This window comes from Frigoribacterium sp. ACAM 257, from assembly GCF_007954365.1.
GTDB lineage: Bacteria > Actinomycetota > Actinomycetes > Actinomycetales > Microbacteriaceae > Frigoribacterium.
The window spans coordinates 1248309-1262926 of the sequence record NZ_VOLO01000001.1 but is presented as its reverse complement, the minus strand read 5'-3'; the positions used below and the strand labels follow the sequence as shown (position 1 = coordinate 1262926).

The window sequence follows — 14618 nt, the reverse complement described above, 5'->3', positions numbered from 1 at the left end:
CGGTCCCGTCCCGTCCACAACGAAGTGAGTCCTGATGAGTCCTCTCAGTCGTCGGCAGCTCCTGAGCCTCGGTCTCGGCGCGTCCGCCGCCGCCGTCCTCGCCGGCTGCGCCACGCCCGGCACGACCTCGGTCAACACCCTGCCGACCATCCCGCCGGCCGCGGGCAAGGTCCGACTCGAGTACTGGGCCTGGCTCAAGGGCCTCGACCAGGTCACCGACCTCTACAACAAGAGCCAGGACCGCGTCCAGGTCGAGACCGTGTTCATCCCCGGCGGCAACGCGGGCGGGTACCAGAAGCTCTACTCCGCGCTCGCCGCGGGGGCCGGGCCGGACATCGCCCAGGTCGAGATGCGCTCGCTGCCCGAGTTCCTGCTCGCCAACGGCGTCGTCGACCTCAAGCGCTACGGCGCCGAGCAGTACGAGGACCTCTACGACCCCACGCTCTGGAACCAGGTCAGCTACACGGGCGGGATCTACGCCGTGCCGCAGGACAGCGGCCCGATGGGCATGTTCTACCAGCCGGCCGTCTTCGACCAGGTCGGCGCGGCCGTGCCCGCGACCTGGGACGAGTGGGCCGCCGTCGGCGGCGAGCTCAAGGGCGCCGGCGTGCTGATGGACTCGTTCCCGCTCGCCGACGCCTCGCTGTTCGCCGCCTACGCCACGCAGGCCGGCGCCTCCTGGTTCACCGCGGAGGACGACGGCTGGGTCATCGACATGACCGACGACGCCACCCTCAAGGTCGCGGCGTTCTTCGACAAGGCGATCGACGACGGCATCGTCACCACCGCCTACGGCGCCTACACGCCGGCCTGGTTCTCGGCCGCGGCGGACGGGAAGATCGCCTCCGTCGTGACCGGCTCGTGGGGCGACGCCCTGATCCAGGGCGTCAGCGGCGCCGAGGGCAAGTGGCGCGTCGCGCCCATGCCGACGTGGGAGGGCACGGGCTACGCCTCGAGCTTCCTCGGCGGCTCGACCGCCGCGATCCTCGCGAACAGCCAGCACCCGCAGGAGGCGCTCGAGTTCGCCGTCTGGATGACCACCACCCCCGAGGGCGTCAACGCCCTGATCGAGTTCTGCGGCATCGGCTGGTCGCCGGCCGTGGACGTCGTCGGCACGCTCCGTGAGAAGCCGAGCGCCTTCTTCAGCGGCCAGAACTACAACCAGGAGGTGTTCGTGCCCGCCACGCAGGAGTCCAGCCAGAACCAGGACTGGAGCTGGTGGCCCGTCACGCAGCAGTCGTTCAACATCCTGAGCGACGGCTTCCGCGGCAAGGCCTCGGGCGGCACGCTCGTCGACGCCGTCGCGCAGGCCGAGAAGGACATCATCTCGGTGATGCAGAACAAGGGCCTCTCGATCCGCAAGGCGAGCGCATGAGCGCCGGGATGGAGACGCGGCCCGAGACCGCGGCCGCCACGCGTGCCACGGCGCCCGGTCGCGGTCGCGACGGAGGCGGCGACGCCTCCCGCAGGAAGGGCGCCTCGTCCGGCGCCGTCAAGCGCGCCCCGTGGGTGTTGCTCTTCCCGTTCCTCGCCCTGTTCCTGCTCACCTTCATCGTCCCGATCCTCATGGCGCTCGTGTCGAGCTTCACGAAGGTGACCCGCGGCGGCCTCTTCGGCGAGGCCGGCGTCGTCACCGAGTTCGCCGGCTTCGACAACTACGCCCAGGTGATCGGCGACCCGAACTTCGTCGCGTCGATCGGCCGGATGTTCCTGTTCGGCGTCGTCCAGGTGCCGGTCATGCTGATCCTCTGCACGGTGCTCGCGCTGCTGCTCGAGTCCGCGTCGGCCAAGTGGCCGGGCGTCTTCCGCGCCGCGTACTTCCTGCCGTACGGCGTGCCCGGCGTCATCGCGACCATCCTCTGGTCGTTCCTCTACGTGCCGGGCCTCAGCCCGATCATCGACGTGGCCGAGGTGTTCGGCGTCTCGCCCGACTTCCTGGGCGCGAACACGGTGCTCTGGTCGATCGCCAACATCGTCACGTGGAGCTACACCGGCTACAACATGCTGATCATCATCGCCCAGCTGAAGTCGATCCCGGTCGAGCTCTACGAGGCCGCGAAGGTCGACGGGGCGTCGGCCCTCCGGGTCGCGACGAGCATCCAGCTGCCGTTGATCCGCCCGGCCCTGCTGCTCACCGCCGTGTTCTCGATCATCGGCACCCTGCAGCTCTTCGCCGAGGCCCAGGTGCTGCAGCGCGTCGCCCCGGCCATCGACAGCCAGTACACGCCGAACCTCAGCGCCTACACGACGGCGTTCGCCTACAACGACTACAACGTCGCCGCCGCGCAGTCCGTGCTGATCGCCCTCGTCGCGTTCACGCTGTCGATCGTGTTCCTCACCATCACGAACAGGAAGTCCGCATGAGCCCCCGTGCCTCGGGCGCCGCGACGAGCGCGTCGAGCGCCTCGCTCGCCGAGCAGCCCACCGACACCGAGTCCATCGTCACGGCAGGCCAGGGCAGGAGGCCCGGCGAGGGTCGTGCCGCCGCCCGCCGCTCGGCGACGAGCGGGCCTGACAGGTCTGCGGGCCGCAGCCGCGCCTCCACCATCATCGTCACGGCCGTGCTGGTCGTCGTCGCGCTGTACTTCCTGATCCCGGTCTACTGGGTCGTGGTCGCCGCGACGAAGACGACGGGCGACCTCTTCGGCACCTTCGGCTTCTGGTTCGCCCCGAACTTCGCGCTCTGGGACAACCTCGGCCAGGTGCTCACCTACGGCGACGGGATCTTCCTGCGCTGGCTCGGCAACTCGGTGCTCTACGCCGGGGTCGGCGCCCTGATCGCGACGTACTTCGCCGCGGCCGGCGGCTACGCCCTCGCCAAGTACGAGTTCCGCGGGCGCAACGCCGTCTTCGGCACGATCCTCGGCGGCGTGCTGGTGCCCGGCACGGCGACGGCGCTGCCCCTCTTCCTGCTGTTCAGCCAGATGGGGCTCGCGAACACCTACTGGAGCGTCCTGCTGCCGTCGCTGGTCTCGCCGTTCGGCCTGTTCCTCTGCCGGATCTACGCCCAGGCCACCGTCGACACCTCGCTGATGGAGGCCGCCCGCCTCGACGGCGCGAGCGAGCTGCGCATCTTCCACACCCTGGGGCTGCGCATCCTCACGCCCGCGCTCGTCACGGTGTTCCTGTTCCAGCTCGTCGGCATCTGGAACAACTACTTCCTGCCGCTGGTGATGCTGAGCGACGTCGACAAGTTCCCCGTCACGCTCGGCCTCAACAACTGGCTCAGCCAGACCGACCGGCTGCCCGAGTTCTACCAGCTGACGACCGGCGGCGTGCTGCTGTCGATCATCCCGCTGGTCATCGCCATGGTCGTCCTCCAGCGCTTCTGGCGCGGCGGCCTCACGGAAGGATCCGTCAAGTGACGACCCCCGCCTCCTCGTCCATCGCCCCCTCGACCCACAGCTCGGAGACCCGCGCCTCGCCGAGGGGCGCCGCACCGGCGCCCGGCGACTACCTCGCCGACACCGGTCCCGGCACGGGCCGCCGCAGCCCCGCGCGGTCGTGGCTGCACACCGACGCGCCGACCCTGTCGCTCGACGGCGAGTGGGCATTCCGCCTGCTGCCCGGCGCGCCCGGCACCCCCGGGGGCCGCGGCGTGCTGCCCGAGGGCGAGCCCGTCGACGGCGTGGGCGACCCCGATCTCGACGACTCGTCGTGGCAGTCGATCGCCGTGCCCTCGCACTGGGTGCTGACCGGTGACGGCGAGCGGGGCGCGCCGATCTACACGAACGTGCAGTTCCCGTTCCCGACCGAGCCGCCGTTCGTGCCCGACGCGAACCCGACCGGCGACCACCGCCGACGCTTCGACCTGCCGGACTCGTTCGACGGCGCCGAGCGCGTGCTGCTGCGGTTCGACGGCGTCGAGTCGCGGTACGCGGTCTGGGTCAACGGCGTGCACGTCGGCATCGGCGTCGGCAGCCGCCTCGCCCAGGAGCTCGACGTCACCGACGCCGTGCGCCCCGGCGAGAACGTGATCGCGGTGCGCGTGCACCAGTGGTCGGCCTCGAGCTACGTCGAGGACCAGGACCAGTGGTGGCTGCCCGGCATCTTCCGCAGCGTCACGCTGCAGGCGCGCCCGGTCGGCGGCCTCGACGACGTCTGGCTGCGCACCTCCTGGCACGGCACGGCGGGCGAGACCGCAGGAGGCGCGACGATCGTCCCCGAGGTCACGGCCGCCCCGGACTCGTTCCCGGTCACCCTCGCGGTGCCCGAGCTCGGCGTCGACGTGACCTGGGCGACCGCCGCCGACATCGCACCCGTCGAGCTGCCCGAGGGCGTCGAGCCCTGGTCGGCCGAGACGCCCCGGCTCTACGACGCCACGGTCTCGAGCGCCCACGGCGCCGAGGTCGTCACCCTCCGGCTCGGCTTCCGCACCGTGCGGATCGACGGCGACCTGTTCACGGTCAACGGTCGCCGCGTCGTCTTCCACGGCGTCAACCGGCACGAGACCCACCCCGACCGCGGGCGCGTCTTCGACGAGGAGTGGGCACGCCGCGACCTGCTGCAGATGAAGCAGTTCAACGTGAACGCGATCCGCACGTCGCACTACCCGCCGCACCCGCGCCTCCTCGACCTCGCGGACGAGCTCGGCTTCTGGGTCGTGCTCGAGTGCGACCTCGAGACGCACGGCTTCGAGCGCGACGCCTGGACCGAGAACCCGAGCGACGACGCGGCCTGGCACGACGCGTACGTCGACCGGATGGTCCGCACCGTCGAGCGCGACAAGAACCACCCCTCGATCGTGATGTGGTCGCTCGGCAACGAGGCCGGCACCGGCCGCAACCTCGCGGCGATGGCTGCGTGGACGCACGCCCGCGACACCGGTCGCCCCGTGCACTACGAGGGCGACTACACCGGCGCCTACACCGACGTCTACTCGCGGATGTACTCGTTCGTCGACGAGACGCGCGCCATCGGCAGCGGCGACGAATCGGTGCAGCTGCTCGGCTGCACGCCCGCCGAGGCGGCACGCCAGCGGTCGAAGCCGTTCCTCCTCTGCGAGTACGTGCACGCCATGGGCAACGGCCCGGGCGCGATCGACGAGTACGAGGCGCTGGTCGACGAGTTCCCGCGGCTGCACGGCGGCTTCGTCTGGGAGTGGCGCGACCACGGCCTGCGCCACCGCACCGCCGACGGCACCGAGTTCTTCGCCTACGGCGGCGACTTCGGCGAGGTCGTGCACGACTCGAACTTCGTCATGGACGGGATGGTCCTCAGCGACGACACCCCGTCGCCCGGCCTGTACGAGTGGGCGCAGGTCGTCGCGCCGATCCGCGTGACGCTGGCTGCCGGCGAGGCCGGGAGTGCCGACGACGGGGCCGAGGCGCTCGTGACGGTCGCCAACCTGCGGCACTCGGCCGACGCCTCCGACGTGGTGATCCGGCTGACGGTCGAGCACGACGGCGAGGAGGCGCTGGTCGCCGACCTCCCCGTGGCCGGCGTCGGCGACGACGCCCTCGCTGCGGGGGAGACGGTCGTCCTGGCCGTCCCCGGGCTGCCGGTCGCGACCTCGGGCGAGACCTGGGCGACGGTGCGGGTCGTCACGGCCGCGGACGCCGAGTGGGCGCCCGCGGGGCACGTGATCGCGACCGCCCAGCTCGAGCTCACGCCTGCCGCCGCGGTGCGGCGCGCGCCGTCGACGCTGCGACCCGGCGTGCCCGGTGCGGCCGGCGACCGGCTGGCGGGCGCCTCCTCGGGTCGACTCGACCTCGGTCCGGCGTCGTTCGTCGACGGACGTCTGGTCACCCTGGCCGGCCGTCCCGTCGACGGGCCCCGGCTCGAGCTCTGGCGCGCGCCCACGGACAACGACCAGGGGCGCGGATGGGTGCCGCGCGACCGCGACGTCGACGTGATGCGCGACCGGCACCGTGCCGACCAGTACCTCGTCGGGGTGCTGCCGAGCGCCGAGACCACCTGGCTGCGGCTCGGCCTCGACCGGATGACGCCGAGGGTGGAGCAGGTCACGGCGACGGACTCGCAGGTGCACGTCCGCACCCGCTGGGCCGCCGCCGACGCCCGCCAGGCCGTGACCGTCGACGAGCGCTGGTCGCTCGAGGGCGGCGAGCTCTGGCTGGCGCTCGACCTCGTGCCGACGGCCGGCTGGGACACCTCCTGGCCGCGCGTCGGCGTGCGCCTCGACCTGCCGACCGACGTCGCGACCGCGTCGTGGTTCGGCACCGGCCCGCACGAGTCGTATCCGGACAGCCGGCACGCCGCGGTCGTCGGCCGGTACACGGCGGCCGTCGACGACCTCGTCGTCGAGTACGCCCGCCCGCAGGAGAGCGGCCACCGCAGCGACCTCCGCAGCCTCGACCTGACCGCCGCCGACGGCCGCGACTGGCTGCGGGTCGACGCCGTCGGCGACGAGCTCGGCCGCCTGCCGGGCTTCACGCTGCGTCGGCACACCGCCCAGCAGGTCGACGCCGCCCGCCACCCGCACGAGCTGCCCGAGCCCGACCACACCTACCTGTGGCTCGACGCGGCGCAGAACGGGCTCGGCTCACGGGCCTGCGGGCCCGACGTGTCGGCGCCGCACGTGCTGCGGCCGTCGGCGCGGTCGATGCGGCTGCGGCTCACCGCGCTCGGCTAGGGGGCCTGGGCCTCGGCCTGGGCCTGGGCCTGGGCCTCGGCCCTAGCCCGCCGAGTGGTCAGTTCTGGTCATCCGTGCAGCACGGAACGACCGGAACCGACCACTCGGTGTCCCCGGCAGGAGCAGACTGGTCGGATGTCGAAGCGCACCACAGCCCGTCCCGTGTCCGTCCCGCGGACCGTCGCCCGCCTCCTGCTGGGAGCCGTGCTCGTCTTCGCCGGCGCCAGCCACCTCAGCTTCGCGCGGGACGACTTCCAGGCGCAGGTGCCCGAGTGGCTGCCGATCGACGACGACGCGGTCGTGCTCGCCTCGGGCGTCGTCGAGATCGCGCTCGGCAGCTCGCTGATCGCGCTCGGTCGCTGGCGCGTGGCCGTCGGACTCGTCGCGGCGGCGTTCTTCGTCGCGATCTTCCCGGGCAACATCTCGCAGCTCGTGACCCGGACGAGCGCCTTCGGCCTCGACACCGACGCGAAGCGCTGGCTGCGCCTCCCGTTCCAGCCGCTGCTCGTGTTCGTCTCGCTCTGGTCGACGGGCGCCTGGCGCGACCGCCGCGTCGTGCTCGACCGCCTGCGCCGCCGCCGCTGACCCCGCTCGGCGCCACGGGGCTGCGGACTAGGAGGCGCGGGTCGCCTTGACGACCACGTCGCGCACCGTGGTGGTCCCGCCGTCCGCCGCGGGGACCTGCCGCGCCCGCGACTCGGCCACCTCGACGGTCCAGCCGTCGTCGGGGACGGCCGCGAGCACGTCCTCGATCGTGAACATCAGCTCCTCCTTGCCGTGGCGACCGGCCCCCGCGGCCAGGTCGGACACGTCGTGCCCGACGACGAGCAGGGTCCCGCCGGGAGCCACCGCCGCCGCCAGCGACCGGAACAACGCGGCGCGCACCGGGTCGGCGAGGTGCATGAACTGCGACGACACGAGGTCGACCGACCCCGGTGCGGGAGCCCACTCGGCGAGGTCGTGCTGCTCCCAGGTGATCCGGGCCGCCGCCTCCTCGTCGACCTCGGCCGCCCGGGCCGCCGCTTTGTCCAGCGCTGCCTGCGCGATGTCGATCGCGGTCACCTGCCAGCCGCGGCCCGCGAGCCAGATCGCGTCGCCGCCCTCGCCGCTGCCGACGTCGAGCACGCGACCCGGCTCGAGTCCGCTCGCCTCGTCGACGAGGACGGGGTTCGCACGCCCGCTCCACTGGAGGCCGGGGGCCGAGTAGCGGTCCTCCCAGTAGTCGCGGCCCCACTCCTCCGAGGCGTGCTGCGAGTGGCGGTCTCCTCCGTGTGCGTGCACGTGCCCCGGCTGGTCCTCGTCGTGCGGGTGCTGCCCGGTCGTCTGCGTCATCGTCGTGCTCCCTCGAGTCCGTGCCGGCGGTCGCCGAGCACCCTGGTCGTGTTCTCCGCCTCGGCGCGGACGCCGAACGGCCGGCGTCGCTCCGCCACGGCGAGGTCGGTGTCCTCGGTGATGAGGTCCATGTTGACCGAGACCGCGATCCCCACGCCGGAGGCGGCGGCCGTGACCACCTGCATCCGCGCGTCGGCGACGTTGCCGGCCAGGTACAGCCCCGGCACGGTCGTGGCCCCGGTCGACGGGTCCGAGGCGATCACGGTCCCCAGCCCCATCGGGTGCGGCTCGTGCACCATGCCGAGCGGCTCGAGCAGGTCGCCGTTCGGGCGCACGAGCGCGGCGACGGCCAGTGCGTCGACCGGCACGACGGGGGCGCCGTCGACGACGACGCCGGTGAGCGCGTCGCCCTCGACCCGCAGCGACCGGACGCGGCCCGTCACGACCTGGATGCCTCGGGCGGCCAGCCGCTCCCACTCGTCGTCGGACGGCTCGGGCGCCTCGTGCACGAAGAGGGTCACGCGGTCGCTCCACTGTCGGAACATCATCGCCTGGTGCACGGCGAACGGGGTCGTGCTGAGCACGCCTATCACCTGGTCGCGGATCTCCCAGCCGTGGCAGTACGGGCAGTGCACGACGTCGCGGCCCCAGCGCTCGGCGAGGCCGTCCACCTGGGGCAGCTCGTCCGTGAGGCCGGTCGTCACGACGACTCGTCGGGCCCGGACGACGCGCACGTTGCCGCCCCGTGTCGTGAGCGAGACGGTGAACGAGGAGGCGCCTCCTGCGCTCGCCCCCGCGGTCGGCGTCCCGGCGGAGTCCGAGGCGTCGACAGGGTCGCCGCCGGTCCGCTCCAGTCGCGTCACGGTCCCGTCGACGACGTCGCCGCCCACGTGCTCGACCTCGGCGCGGCCGAGTCGAGTGAGGTCGCGCGGGGCGATGCCGTCGCGGGTGAGGAAGCCGTGCACGCCCTCGGCGGGGGCGTTGCGCGGCTCGCCGGCGTCGACGACGAGCACGCGGCGGCGCGCACGGGCGAGGGTGAGACCGGCGCTGAGGCCGGCGGCGCCGCCTCCGACCACGACCACGTCGTAGTGTGCCGCGGTCGTGTCGTCGACAGCGGGTGGGCCGGCGTCGGCGGGGGAGTCGAGGGGGGACTGCAGGGCGTTCGTCATGGTGGGTGACCTCCTGAGATCATGCTCGACCCGCACCTCCCCGACCTGCAAGCCCTGTTGCTGATGTGGCAAGATCACGGCATGGCACACGATCGTCAGCGCTCCCGCGGCCCTTCCGGCGCATCAGACGAGGGGGGCGACGCCTCGACCGACGACGTGCTCGCGGGGGTCGGCCCCCGGCTGCGCGCGCTGCGGGCCACGAGCGGTCGCACCCTGTCGCAGCTGGCCGAGACGACCGGCATCTCGGTGAGCACCCTGTCGCGGCTCGAGTCGGGCCAGCGGCGGCCGGCGCTCGAGCTGCTGCTGCCGCTCGCCCGCGCGCACGGCGTGCCGCTCGACGAGCTCGTCGGGGCGCCCGAGACCGGCGACCCGCGGATCCACCTGCGGCCCGTCACGATGCACGGCCAGACGATCGTCCCCCTGTCGCGCGGCGGCGGGGGGCTGCAGGCGTTCAAGCACCTCATCGAGGCGGACGTGCCGACCGGCGAGCCGGATCCTCGGGTGCACGAGGGCTACGAGTGGCTCTACGTGCTGCGCGGACGCCTGCGTCTCGTGCTCGGCGAGCACGACCTCGTGCTGCCGGCGGGGGAGGCGGCGGAGTTCGACACGCGCACGCCGCACTGGTTCGGCCGGGTCGGGCCCGGAGCCGTCGAGTTCCTCAGCCTGTTCGGCCGCCAGGGCGAGCGGATGCACGTGCGCGCCGCGCCGCCCGGCCGTCTCGGTGCCTGACCCGCCGCTCCGCCCGGCCGTCTCGGCGCCTGACCCGCCGCGCCGCCCGGCCGTCTCGGCGCCTGACCCGCCGCGCCGCTCCGTGCCGCACGTGCCCCTGTTCCGTCGAGGGCGGGTCCCTTGCGTCGAGGGCGGGTCGCCACCGACCCGCCCTCGAGCATCTGCGGGCGCGATCCAGCCGCGCGCAGTGCAGTTCTCTCGAGGGCGGGTAGTCCGGGCCGAGGGCGGGTCCGCGGCGACCCGCCCTCGACCCGGATGACCCGCCCTCGACGGGTCGGGCCGGACTCGCGGGCCGACGGTGCGAGGGACGAACCGCGGAGCGGAGGAGGAGCATCGGCGACGGCCGGTGGGCGAGCCGAGGAGGCGGCGGCCGCGACCTGAGGAGGAGCGCGGTTCATCCCGGAGGAGGGTCCCGGTCATCCCTCGGCAGGCTGCGGCGGGGAGCGGCCCGTTCCTACGCTCGAGTTCCGGACGTTCGTCGTCCCCGAGCGGGCCTGCCCCGCGCGATCCAGAGGACCCTCCATGACCCCACGACCCTCCGCGTCCCCGCGACCCGCGAACCGCCCCCGACCGGCCGCCGCGCGACCCGCCCGCCGCGCGGCCGCGCGCGCCGTCGCGGCCGCGGCAGCAGCCGCCGTCGCACTCACCACCCTGGCCGGCTGCTCCCTCGAGTCGCCGGAGCCGCTCGTGCTCGGCTTCACCGCCACCTCCGCCGAGCCGCTGCCCTCGCTCGGCGCGGGAGCTGCCGACGCCGTCTCCGCCCACGCCCTCGCGGCGCACCAGCCTGCCGAGGGCAGCGTCGACGTCGTCGTGCAGGGCACGTCGTCCGCGTCGTCCCACGACCTCACGCCGATGCTGACCGCCGACCGGGTGCAGCAGGTCCCCGACAAGAGGGAGGCGGCCGTCGCCGACGCCCTTGACGGTCTCGGCACCGACGTGGCCGGCCTCACGGCGGGCGGCGAGGGCCTCGACCTGCTCTCGGTGCTCTCCTCCGCCGCTGCGCTGCACGACGGCGGCTCGATCGTCGTCGTGTCGAGCGGCGTGCAGACCGCCGATCCTCTCGACCTGCGGCAGCTCGGTTGGTCGTTCGACCCTGCCGCGATCGCCTCGACGCTGGCCGACCAGGGCGCCCTGCCCGACCTCGGCGGACACGCCGTCACCTTCGTCGGCCTCGGCCGCACGGCCGGATCGCAGCCTGCGCCGTCGATCTCGTCCACGAGCCGCCTGTCCGAGCTCTGGCTCGCGATCTGCGACGCCGCGGGGGCGACGAGCTGCACCGACGGGGGAGCGGGCGCGTCCCAGGACGCGCCCATCGCCTCCTCGGCGGTGCCCGTCGTTCCCGTGACGAGCGACGCGACGCCGTGCAGCGCCCCGCTCGTGCTGTCGGCCGCCGTGCTCTTCGGCGGTGACTCCGCCGACCTCGGCTCGACCGCCGACACGGCCCTGCAGGGCGTCGCCGACGAGCTCGGCCGCTGCCCGTCCGGGGTCACGGCGGACGTCGTCGGCCACGCCGCCGACACCCGTGCCGGGGTCGTCGACGGCGAGCAGCTCAGCCTCGACCGGGCACAGGCGGTGCACGACGCACTCGTGCGTCTCGGTGCTCCCGCCGGGACGCTCGGCGACGTCGTGGGTCGCGGAGACGCCGACCCCGTCGTCGACGACCTGCCCGGCGGCGTCTTCGACGACCAGCTCGCGGCGCAGAACCGCCGCGTCGAGATCACCTTCCGCAGTGAGGACACCGCGTCATGACCGACACCCGCCCCGACTCCCGTCCCGACACCCGCCCCGACTCGCGCCCTGACGACCAGGTCACCGAGCGTCTCGACGGCTGGCCTGCATCGTCCTCCGACGCCCGCGCGACGGACCGCCTCGACGTGTGGCCGGCCGCTCCTGTGGCGTCGGCCGTTCCGGCAGCGACTCGTTCGGACGTCCGGCCGGTGCACGAGCCGTTCTCGCCCGGGTCGCCGCTCCCGGCGCCTCGCTCGGCGGGCACGGCCCCGCGTCCCCGTGCCGTCGAGAAGCTCCCCGGCAGCGACCTCGCGCTCTCGGTCATCGGTCTCGGGCCGATCCCGGCGCGCCACGTCGCGACCGCCCCTCGCCTGCACGACGAGCGCCTGCGCGCCGACCTGCCAGAAGGCGTGGACGACCACACCCCGCTGGAGGCGGCGCTCCGGCTCCGCACCGAGGTCGCGGCCGAGCGGTGGCTGGCTCGTCGCACGCGGCAGGCGCTCGACCCGGCGGCCAGGCGCCTGACCGCGCTCAGCTCACGGCACCGCGAGGTGCTCCGGCGCCTCGAGCGCTCGGGGGACGAGCCGATCGTCGACACGACCGGTCGCACGGTGACCCGCGACGAGGCCCAGGCGACAACGGACCGGCTGTCGATCGCGATCGAGGAGTCGCTCGACTCGGGCTCGGAGAAGCACCGCACCGAGTCGCGGGCCCGCAAGCGCCTCCTGCTCTTCTTCGTGCTCGCGGACTTCGCGCTGTTCGCCTACTTCATGTCCCGGGTGCTGAACGTCGACGTGTTCATGCCGGCGACCGACCCGATCGCGTTCACGACGTCGATCGTCTTCGCGCTGCTCTTCACGCTCGGGGTCGCCTACGCCCTGCACCACTTCGGGCACGCCCACCGGGCGCACAAGGACGACTCCGGCGAGGTCGTCGTGCCCGACGGCGCGGCGCAGCTCCGGCTGCAGCTCGTCTTCGTGCACGTGCTGACCGTGCTGCCCGGCATCCTGATCGGCGTGCGGATCGTCGACGATGCCCTCGTGTCGGGGGCGCCACTGCCCCTGGCGCTGCTGCTCGGCGTCGCGATCGGCGTGGTCATGGCCGGCATCGGGCACCTGATCTACCGGACGGAGCTGCGCGACGGCACGAGCGCGACCGACCGCCTCCTGCACCTCGGGCGGCACCTGCGGAAGGCCCATCGGCGCGACAGCAAGCTGCACCTCGAGCTCGACCGGATCGAGGGCCGCGTCGCCGTGCTCTCGGCCCGTGCCGAGCGGGCCGCGGCCCGGATCGAGCAGGCCGGCGACCGCCGGGCGAACCGCGGCCCGAGCACCCGTACCCTGCGCTACACGCGGTCGCTCGCCGGCACGGTGCACGTGGGAGCCGAGCTGCCGGTCGTGAGTCCGGCCCGCGGTGGCCTCGACGAGGCCCTCGCCCAGATCCGGGCACCGCGCGTCACGGACCTCGCCGACTGACCCGCGCCCGCCCCGCCCCCGCCCCCCGCGAGGCGGCGCCCGTGCGACGAGACGCCTGACCGCACACGGACGACGCAGCGCGGAGAGGTCCCCGATCCCGCCCTCGACGTCGCCCGGCCAGCACACGGTGATGAGACGTCGTCGGTGAGACGTCACCTGTGCGGCGTGCAGGGCTGCATCATGCGGGGATGGCGCTGCCCTCGCGCCGACAGGGGCCGGGATGACCGCCGGCCACGGCTCGTGCTCGCTCCGGGAGGCGTCTACCGACTCTCCGCGCGCGGTGGTGCCTCGTCTCAGGTCGTGAGGTCCGCCTCCCAGTTGGTGCGCTGGATCTCCACGTCGAGCTCGCGCAGCTCACGAGCGGTGTCGTCGGCCCGGCGGCGCAGCTCGGCGACGGGCAGCGCGGCGAACTGGCGGAGCTCGCTGCGCAGTTGCCGGAACCCGCCGCCGCCTCCGCCCTGCGCCGCGTCGGCGGCGTTCGAGAGCAGGCCGTGCCGCGCACGGAGCGTCTCGCGACGGGCCAGCGCGGCGGTCATGGTGCGGCCGTCGGCGAGGCGCACGGAGGCGTTGGTGAGGTTGACCGCCACGACCAGCTCCTCGAGGCGGTCGAGCGACTGCGACACCTCGTCGACGAGCGCCGCCGCATCTTCGGCGGGCTCCTCGCCCTCCTGGTACCGGGCGTTCTGGCGGATCCGCTCCTGTGCCTGGGCGACTCGTCGCTGCAGGTCGGCGCGGGTCATGAGGGCCTCGGCGAGCTTCATGCCGCCATCCTGTCAGGTGCCGCCGTCACCGTGCCGCCCCGTCTCCGTTCCTGCCCCGTCGCCGCTCCTCCTCGTGTCCGCAGCGTCCGCTCGCGCCCGCTGCCTCTTCCGCGGCCCACCTGCGCCGAGGGCGGGTATTCCGGGCCGAGGGCGGGTACCGCGCGACCCGCCCTCGACCCGGAAGACCCGCCCTCGACAACGAGGCCAGCGGATCAGAGCGGAGGAGGCGGCGAGGAGGCACGCGCTGACGGTCGCGGAGGCAGCGCAGCACGGCAGAGCGCAGGAGGCGGCGGCACGGTCGAGCGCCCAGCCGCCGGGAGCAGGATGTCGCCATGAGAGCGAAGCGCGTCGAGCCCGGGCCCGGCCAGGAATCCGTCTGGGACTACCCGAGGCCGCCCCGCGTCGAGGCACGCCCCGAGCGCGTGGTCGTCCGGCTCGGCGGCGAGGTCGTCGCCGACACGACGAGCGCGTACCGCGTGCTCGAGACGAGCCACCCGCCGGTCTGGTACCTGCCCCGCGAGGCGTTCGTCGACGGCGCCCTGTCCGCGGGCGAGGGGCGCAGCATGTGCGAGTTCAAGGGGACGGCCCGCTACCTGGACGTCCGGGGCGGCGGCACGACCGCCTCCTCGGCGGGGTGGACCTACCCGAGCCCCTGGCCCGGCTACGAGATGCTCGCCGACCACGTCGCGCTGTATCCGAGCCGGTTCGACTCGTGCGAGGTCGACGGCGAGGTCGTGGAGGCGCAGGACGGCGACTTCTACGGCGGCTGGATCACCTCGCGCGTCGTCGGTCCGTTCAAGGGAGCCCCCGGAACCCTCGGCTGGTGAGGTCG

Annotated in this window: 12 protein-coding genes; 9 read left to right on the top strand and 3 right to left on the bottom strand. The window is 73.8% G+C overall.

From position 1 onward, the window contains the following. Nucleotides 1-34: 34 nt before the first annotated feature. The 5 genes from ES689_RS05865 (at nucleotide 35) to ES689_RS05845 (ending at nucleotide 7177) form a co-directional block, all read left to right on the top strand. Nucleotides 35-1375, top strand: coding sequence for an ABC transporter substrate-binding protein (locus ES689_RS05865; protein WP_146901342.1), 1341 nt, complete (start codon nucleotides 35-37; stop codon nucleotides 1373-1375). Continuing rightward, the gene (locus tag ES689_RS05860; protein ID WP_223269406.1) at nucleotides 1372-2364 is read left to right on the top strand and encodes a carbohydrate ABC transporter permease; all 993 of its coding nucleotides are present in this window, start codon (nucleotides 1372-1374) and stop codon (nucleotides 2362-2364) included. The genes ES689_RS05865 and ES689_RS05860 overlap by 4 nt, the downstream gene beginning before the upstream one ends. Continuing rightward, entirely contained in the window at nucleotides 2361-3365 is a 1005-nt protein-coding gene (locus tag ES689_RS05855; protein WP_146901340.1) for a carbohydrate ABC transporter permease, read from the top strand. The genes ES689_RS05860 and ES689_RS05855 overlap by 4 nt, the downstream gene beginning before the upstream one ends. A gap of 143 nt (nucleotides 3366-3508) precedes the next feature. Continuing rightward, entirely contained in the window at nucleotides 3509-6592 is a 3084-nt protein-coding gene (locus tag ES689_RS05850; protein ID WP_370512339.1) for a glycoside hydrolase family 2 TIM barrel-domain containing protein, read from the top strand. Between the two features lie 135 nt (nucleotides 6593-6727). Next, entirely contained in the window at nucleotides 6728-7177 is a 450-nt protein-coding gene (locus ES689_RS05845; RefSeq protein ID WP_146901337.1) for a MauE/DoxX family redox-associated membrane protein, read from the top strand. A gap of 27 nt (nucleotides 7178-7204) precedes the next feature. Here the strand turns inward: ES689_RS05845 and ES689_RS05840 are convergent, their stop codons facing one another. Both ES689_RS05840 and ES689_RS05835 read right to left on the bottom strand, forming a co-directional pair. After that, nucleotides 7205-7924, bottom strand: a complete 720-nt coding sequence (locus tag ES689_RS05840; RefSeq protein WP_146901335.1) for a bifunctional 2-polyprenyl-6-hydroxyphenol methylase/3-demethylubiquinol 3-O-methyltransferase UbiG — start codon at nucleotides 7922-7924, stop codon at nucleotides 7205-7207. After that, complete coding sequence (locus ES689_RS05835) at nucleotides 7921-9093, bottom strand: NAD(P)/FAD-dependent oxidoreductase (RefSeq protein ID WP_146901332.1); 1173 nt, start codon at nucleotides 9091-9093, stop codon at nucleotides 7921-7923. The genes ES689_RS05840 and ES689_RS05835 overlap by 4 nt, the downstream gene beginning before the upstream one ends. 81 nt (nucleotides 9094-9174) lie before the next feature. Here ES689_RS05835 and ES689_RS05830 point away from each other — a divergent pair, with 81 nt between their 5' ends. The 3 genes from ES689_RS05830 (at nucleotide 9175) to ES689_RS05820 (ending at nucleotide 13025) form a co-directional block, all read left to right on the top strand. Then, nucleotides 9175-9822, top strand: a complete 648-nt coding sequence (locus tag ES689_RS05830; protein ID WP_146901330.1) for a helix-turn-helix domain-containing protein — start codon at nucleotides 9175-9177, stop codon at nucleotides 9820-9822. Between the two features lie 522 nt (nucleotides 9823-10344). Continuing rightward, the gene (locus tag ES689_RS05825) at nucleotides 10345-11571 is read left to right on the top strand and encodes an OmpA family protein (RefSeq protein ID WP_146901327.1); all 1227 of its coding nucleotides are present in this window, start codon (nucleotides 10345-10347) and stop codon (nucleotides 11569-11571) included. Continuing rightward, nucleotides 11568-13025, top strand: a complete 1458-nt coding sequence (locus tag ES689_RS05820) for a hypothetical protein (protein WP_146901324.1) — start codon at nucleotides 11568-11570, stop codon at nucleotides 13023-13025. Before ES689_RS05825 ends, ES689_RS05820 begins: the two co-directional genes overlap by 4 nt. A 293-nt stretch (nucleotides 13026-13318) precedes the next feature. Here ES689_RS05820 and ES689_RS05815 read toward each other — a convergent pair whose 3' ends face one another. Further along, nucleotides 13319-13786 carry a DIP1984 family protein gene (locus tag ES689_RS05815; RefSeq protein WP_146901322.1) on the bottom strand — a complete coding sequence of 156 codons (468 nt, stop codon included), beginning with the start codon at nucleotides 13784-13786 and terminating at the stop codon, nucleotides 13319-13321. Nucleotides 13787-14118: 332 nt separating this feature from the next. On the opposite strand from ES689_RS05815, the gene ES689_RS05810 reads away from it, so the two are divergent. Continuing rightward, entirely contained in the window at nucleotides 14119-14613 is a 495-nt protein-coding gene (locus ES689_RS05810; RefSeq protein ID WP_146901319.1) for a DUF427 domain-containing protein, read from the top strand. The last annotated feature ends 5 nt before the right edge of the window (nucleotides 14614-14618 follow it).

Excerpts from the sequence above, each read along its gene's own strand:
- ES689_RS05825 (WP_146901327.1), top strand. The coding sequence starts at position 10,345 with ATGACCCCACGACCCTCCGCGTCCCCGCGACCCGCGAACCGCCCCCGA.
- ES689_RS05810 (WP_146901319.1), top strand. The coding sequence starts at position 14,119 with ATGAGAGCGAAGCGCGTCGAGCCCGGGCCCGGCCAGGAATCCGTCTGG.
- ES689_RS05815 (WP_146901322.1), bottom strand. The coding sequence starts at position 13,786 with ATGAAGCTCGCCGAGGCCCTCATGACCCGCGCCGACCTGCAGCGACGA.
- ES689_RS05855 (WP_146901340.1), top strand. The coding sequence starts at position 2,361 with ATGAGCCCCCGTGCCTCGGGCGCCGCGACGAGCGCGTCGAGCGCCTCG.
- ES689_RS05820 (WP_146901324.1), top strand. The coding sequence starts at position 11,568 with ATGACCGACACCCGCCCCGACTCCCGTCCCGACACCCGCCCCGACTCG.
- ES689_RS05865 (WP_146901342.1), top strand. The coding sequence starts at position 35 with ATGAGTCCTCTCAGTCGTCGGCAGCTCCTGAGCCTCGGTCTCGGCGCG.
- ES689_RS05840 (WP_146901335.1), bottom strand. The coding sequence starts at position 7,924 with ATGACGCAGACGACCGGGCAGCACCCGCACGACGAGGACCAGCCGGGG.
- ES689_RS05845 (WP_146901337.1), top strand. The coding sequence starts at position 6,728 with ATGTCGAAGCGCACCACAGCCCGTCCCGTGTCCGTCCCGCGGACCGTC.
- ES689_RS05860 (WP_223269406.1), top strand. The coding sequence starts at position 1,372 with ATGAGCGCCGGGATGGAGACGCGGCCCGAGACCGCGGCCGCCACGCGT.
- ES689_RS05835 (WP_146901332.1), bottom strand. The coding sequence starts at position 9,093 with ATGACGAACGCCCTGCAGTCCCCCCTCGACTCCCCCGCCGACGCCGGC.
- ES689_RS05830 (WP_146901330.1), top strand. The coding sequence starts at position 9,175 with ATGGCACACGATCGTCAGCGCTCCCGCGGCCCTTCCGGCGCATCAGAC.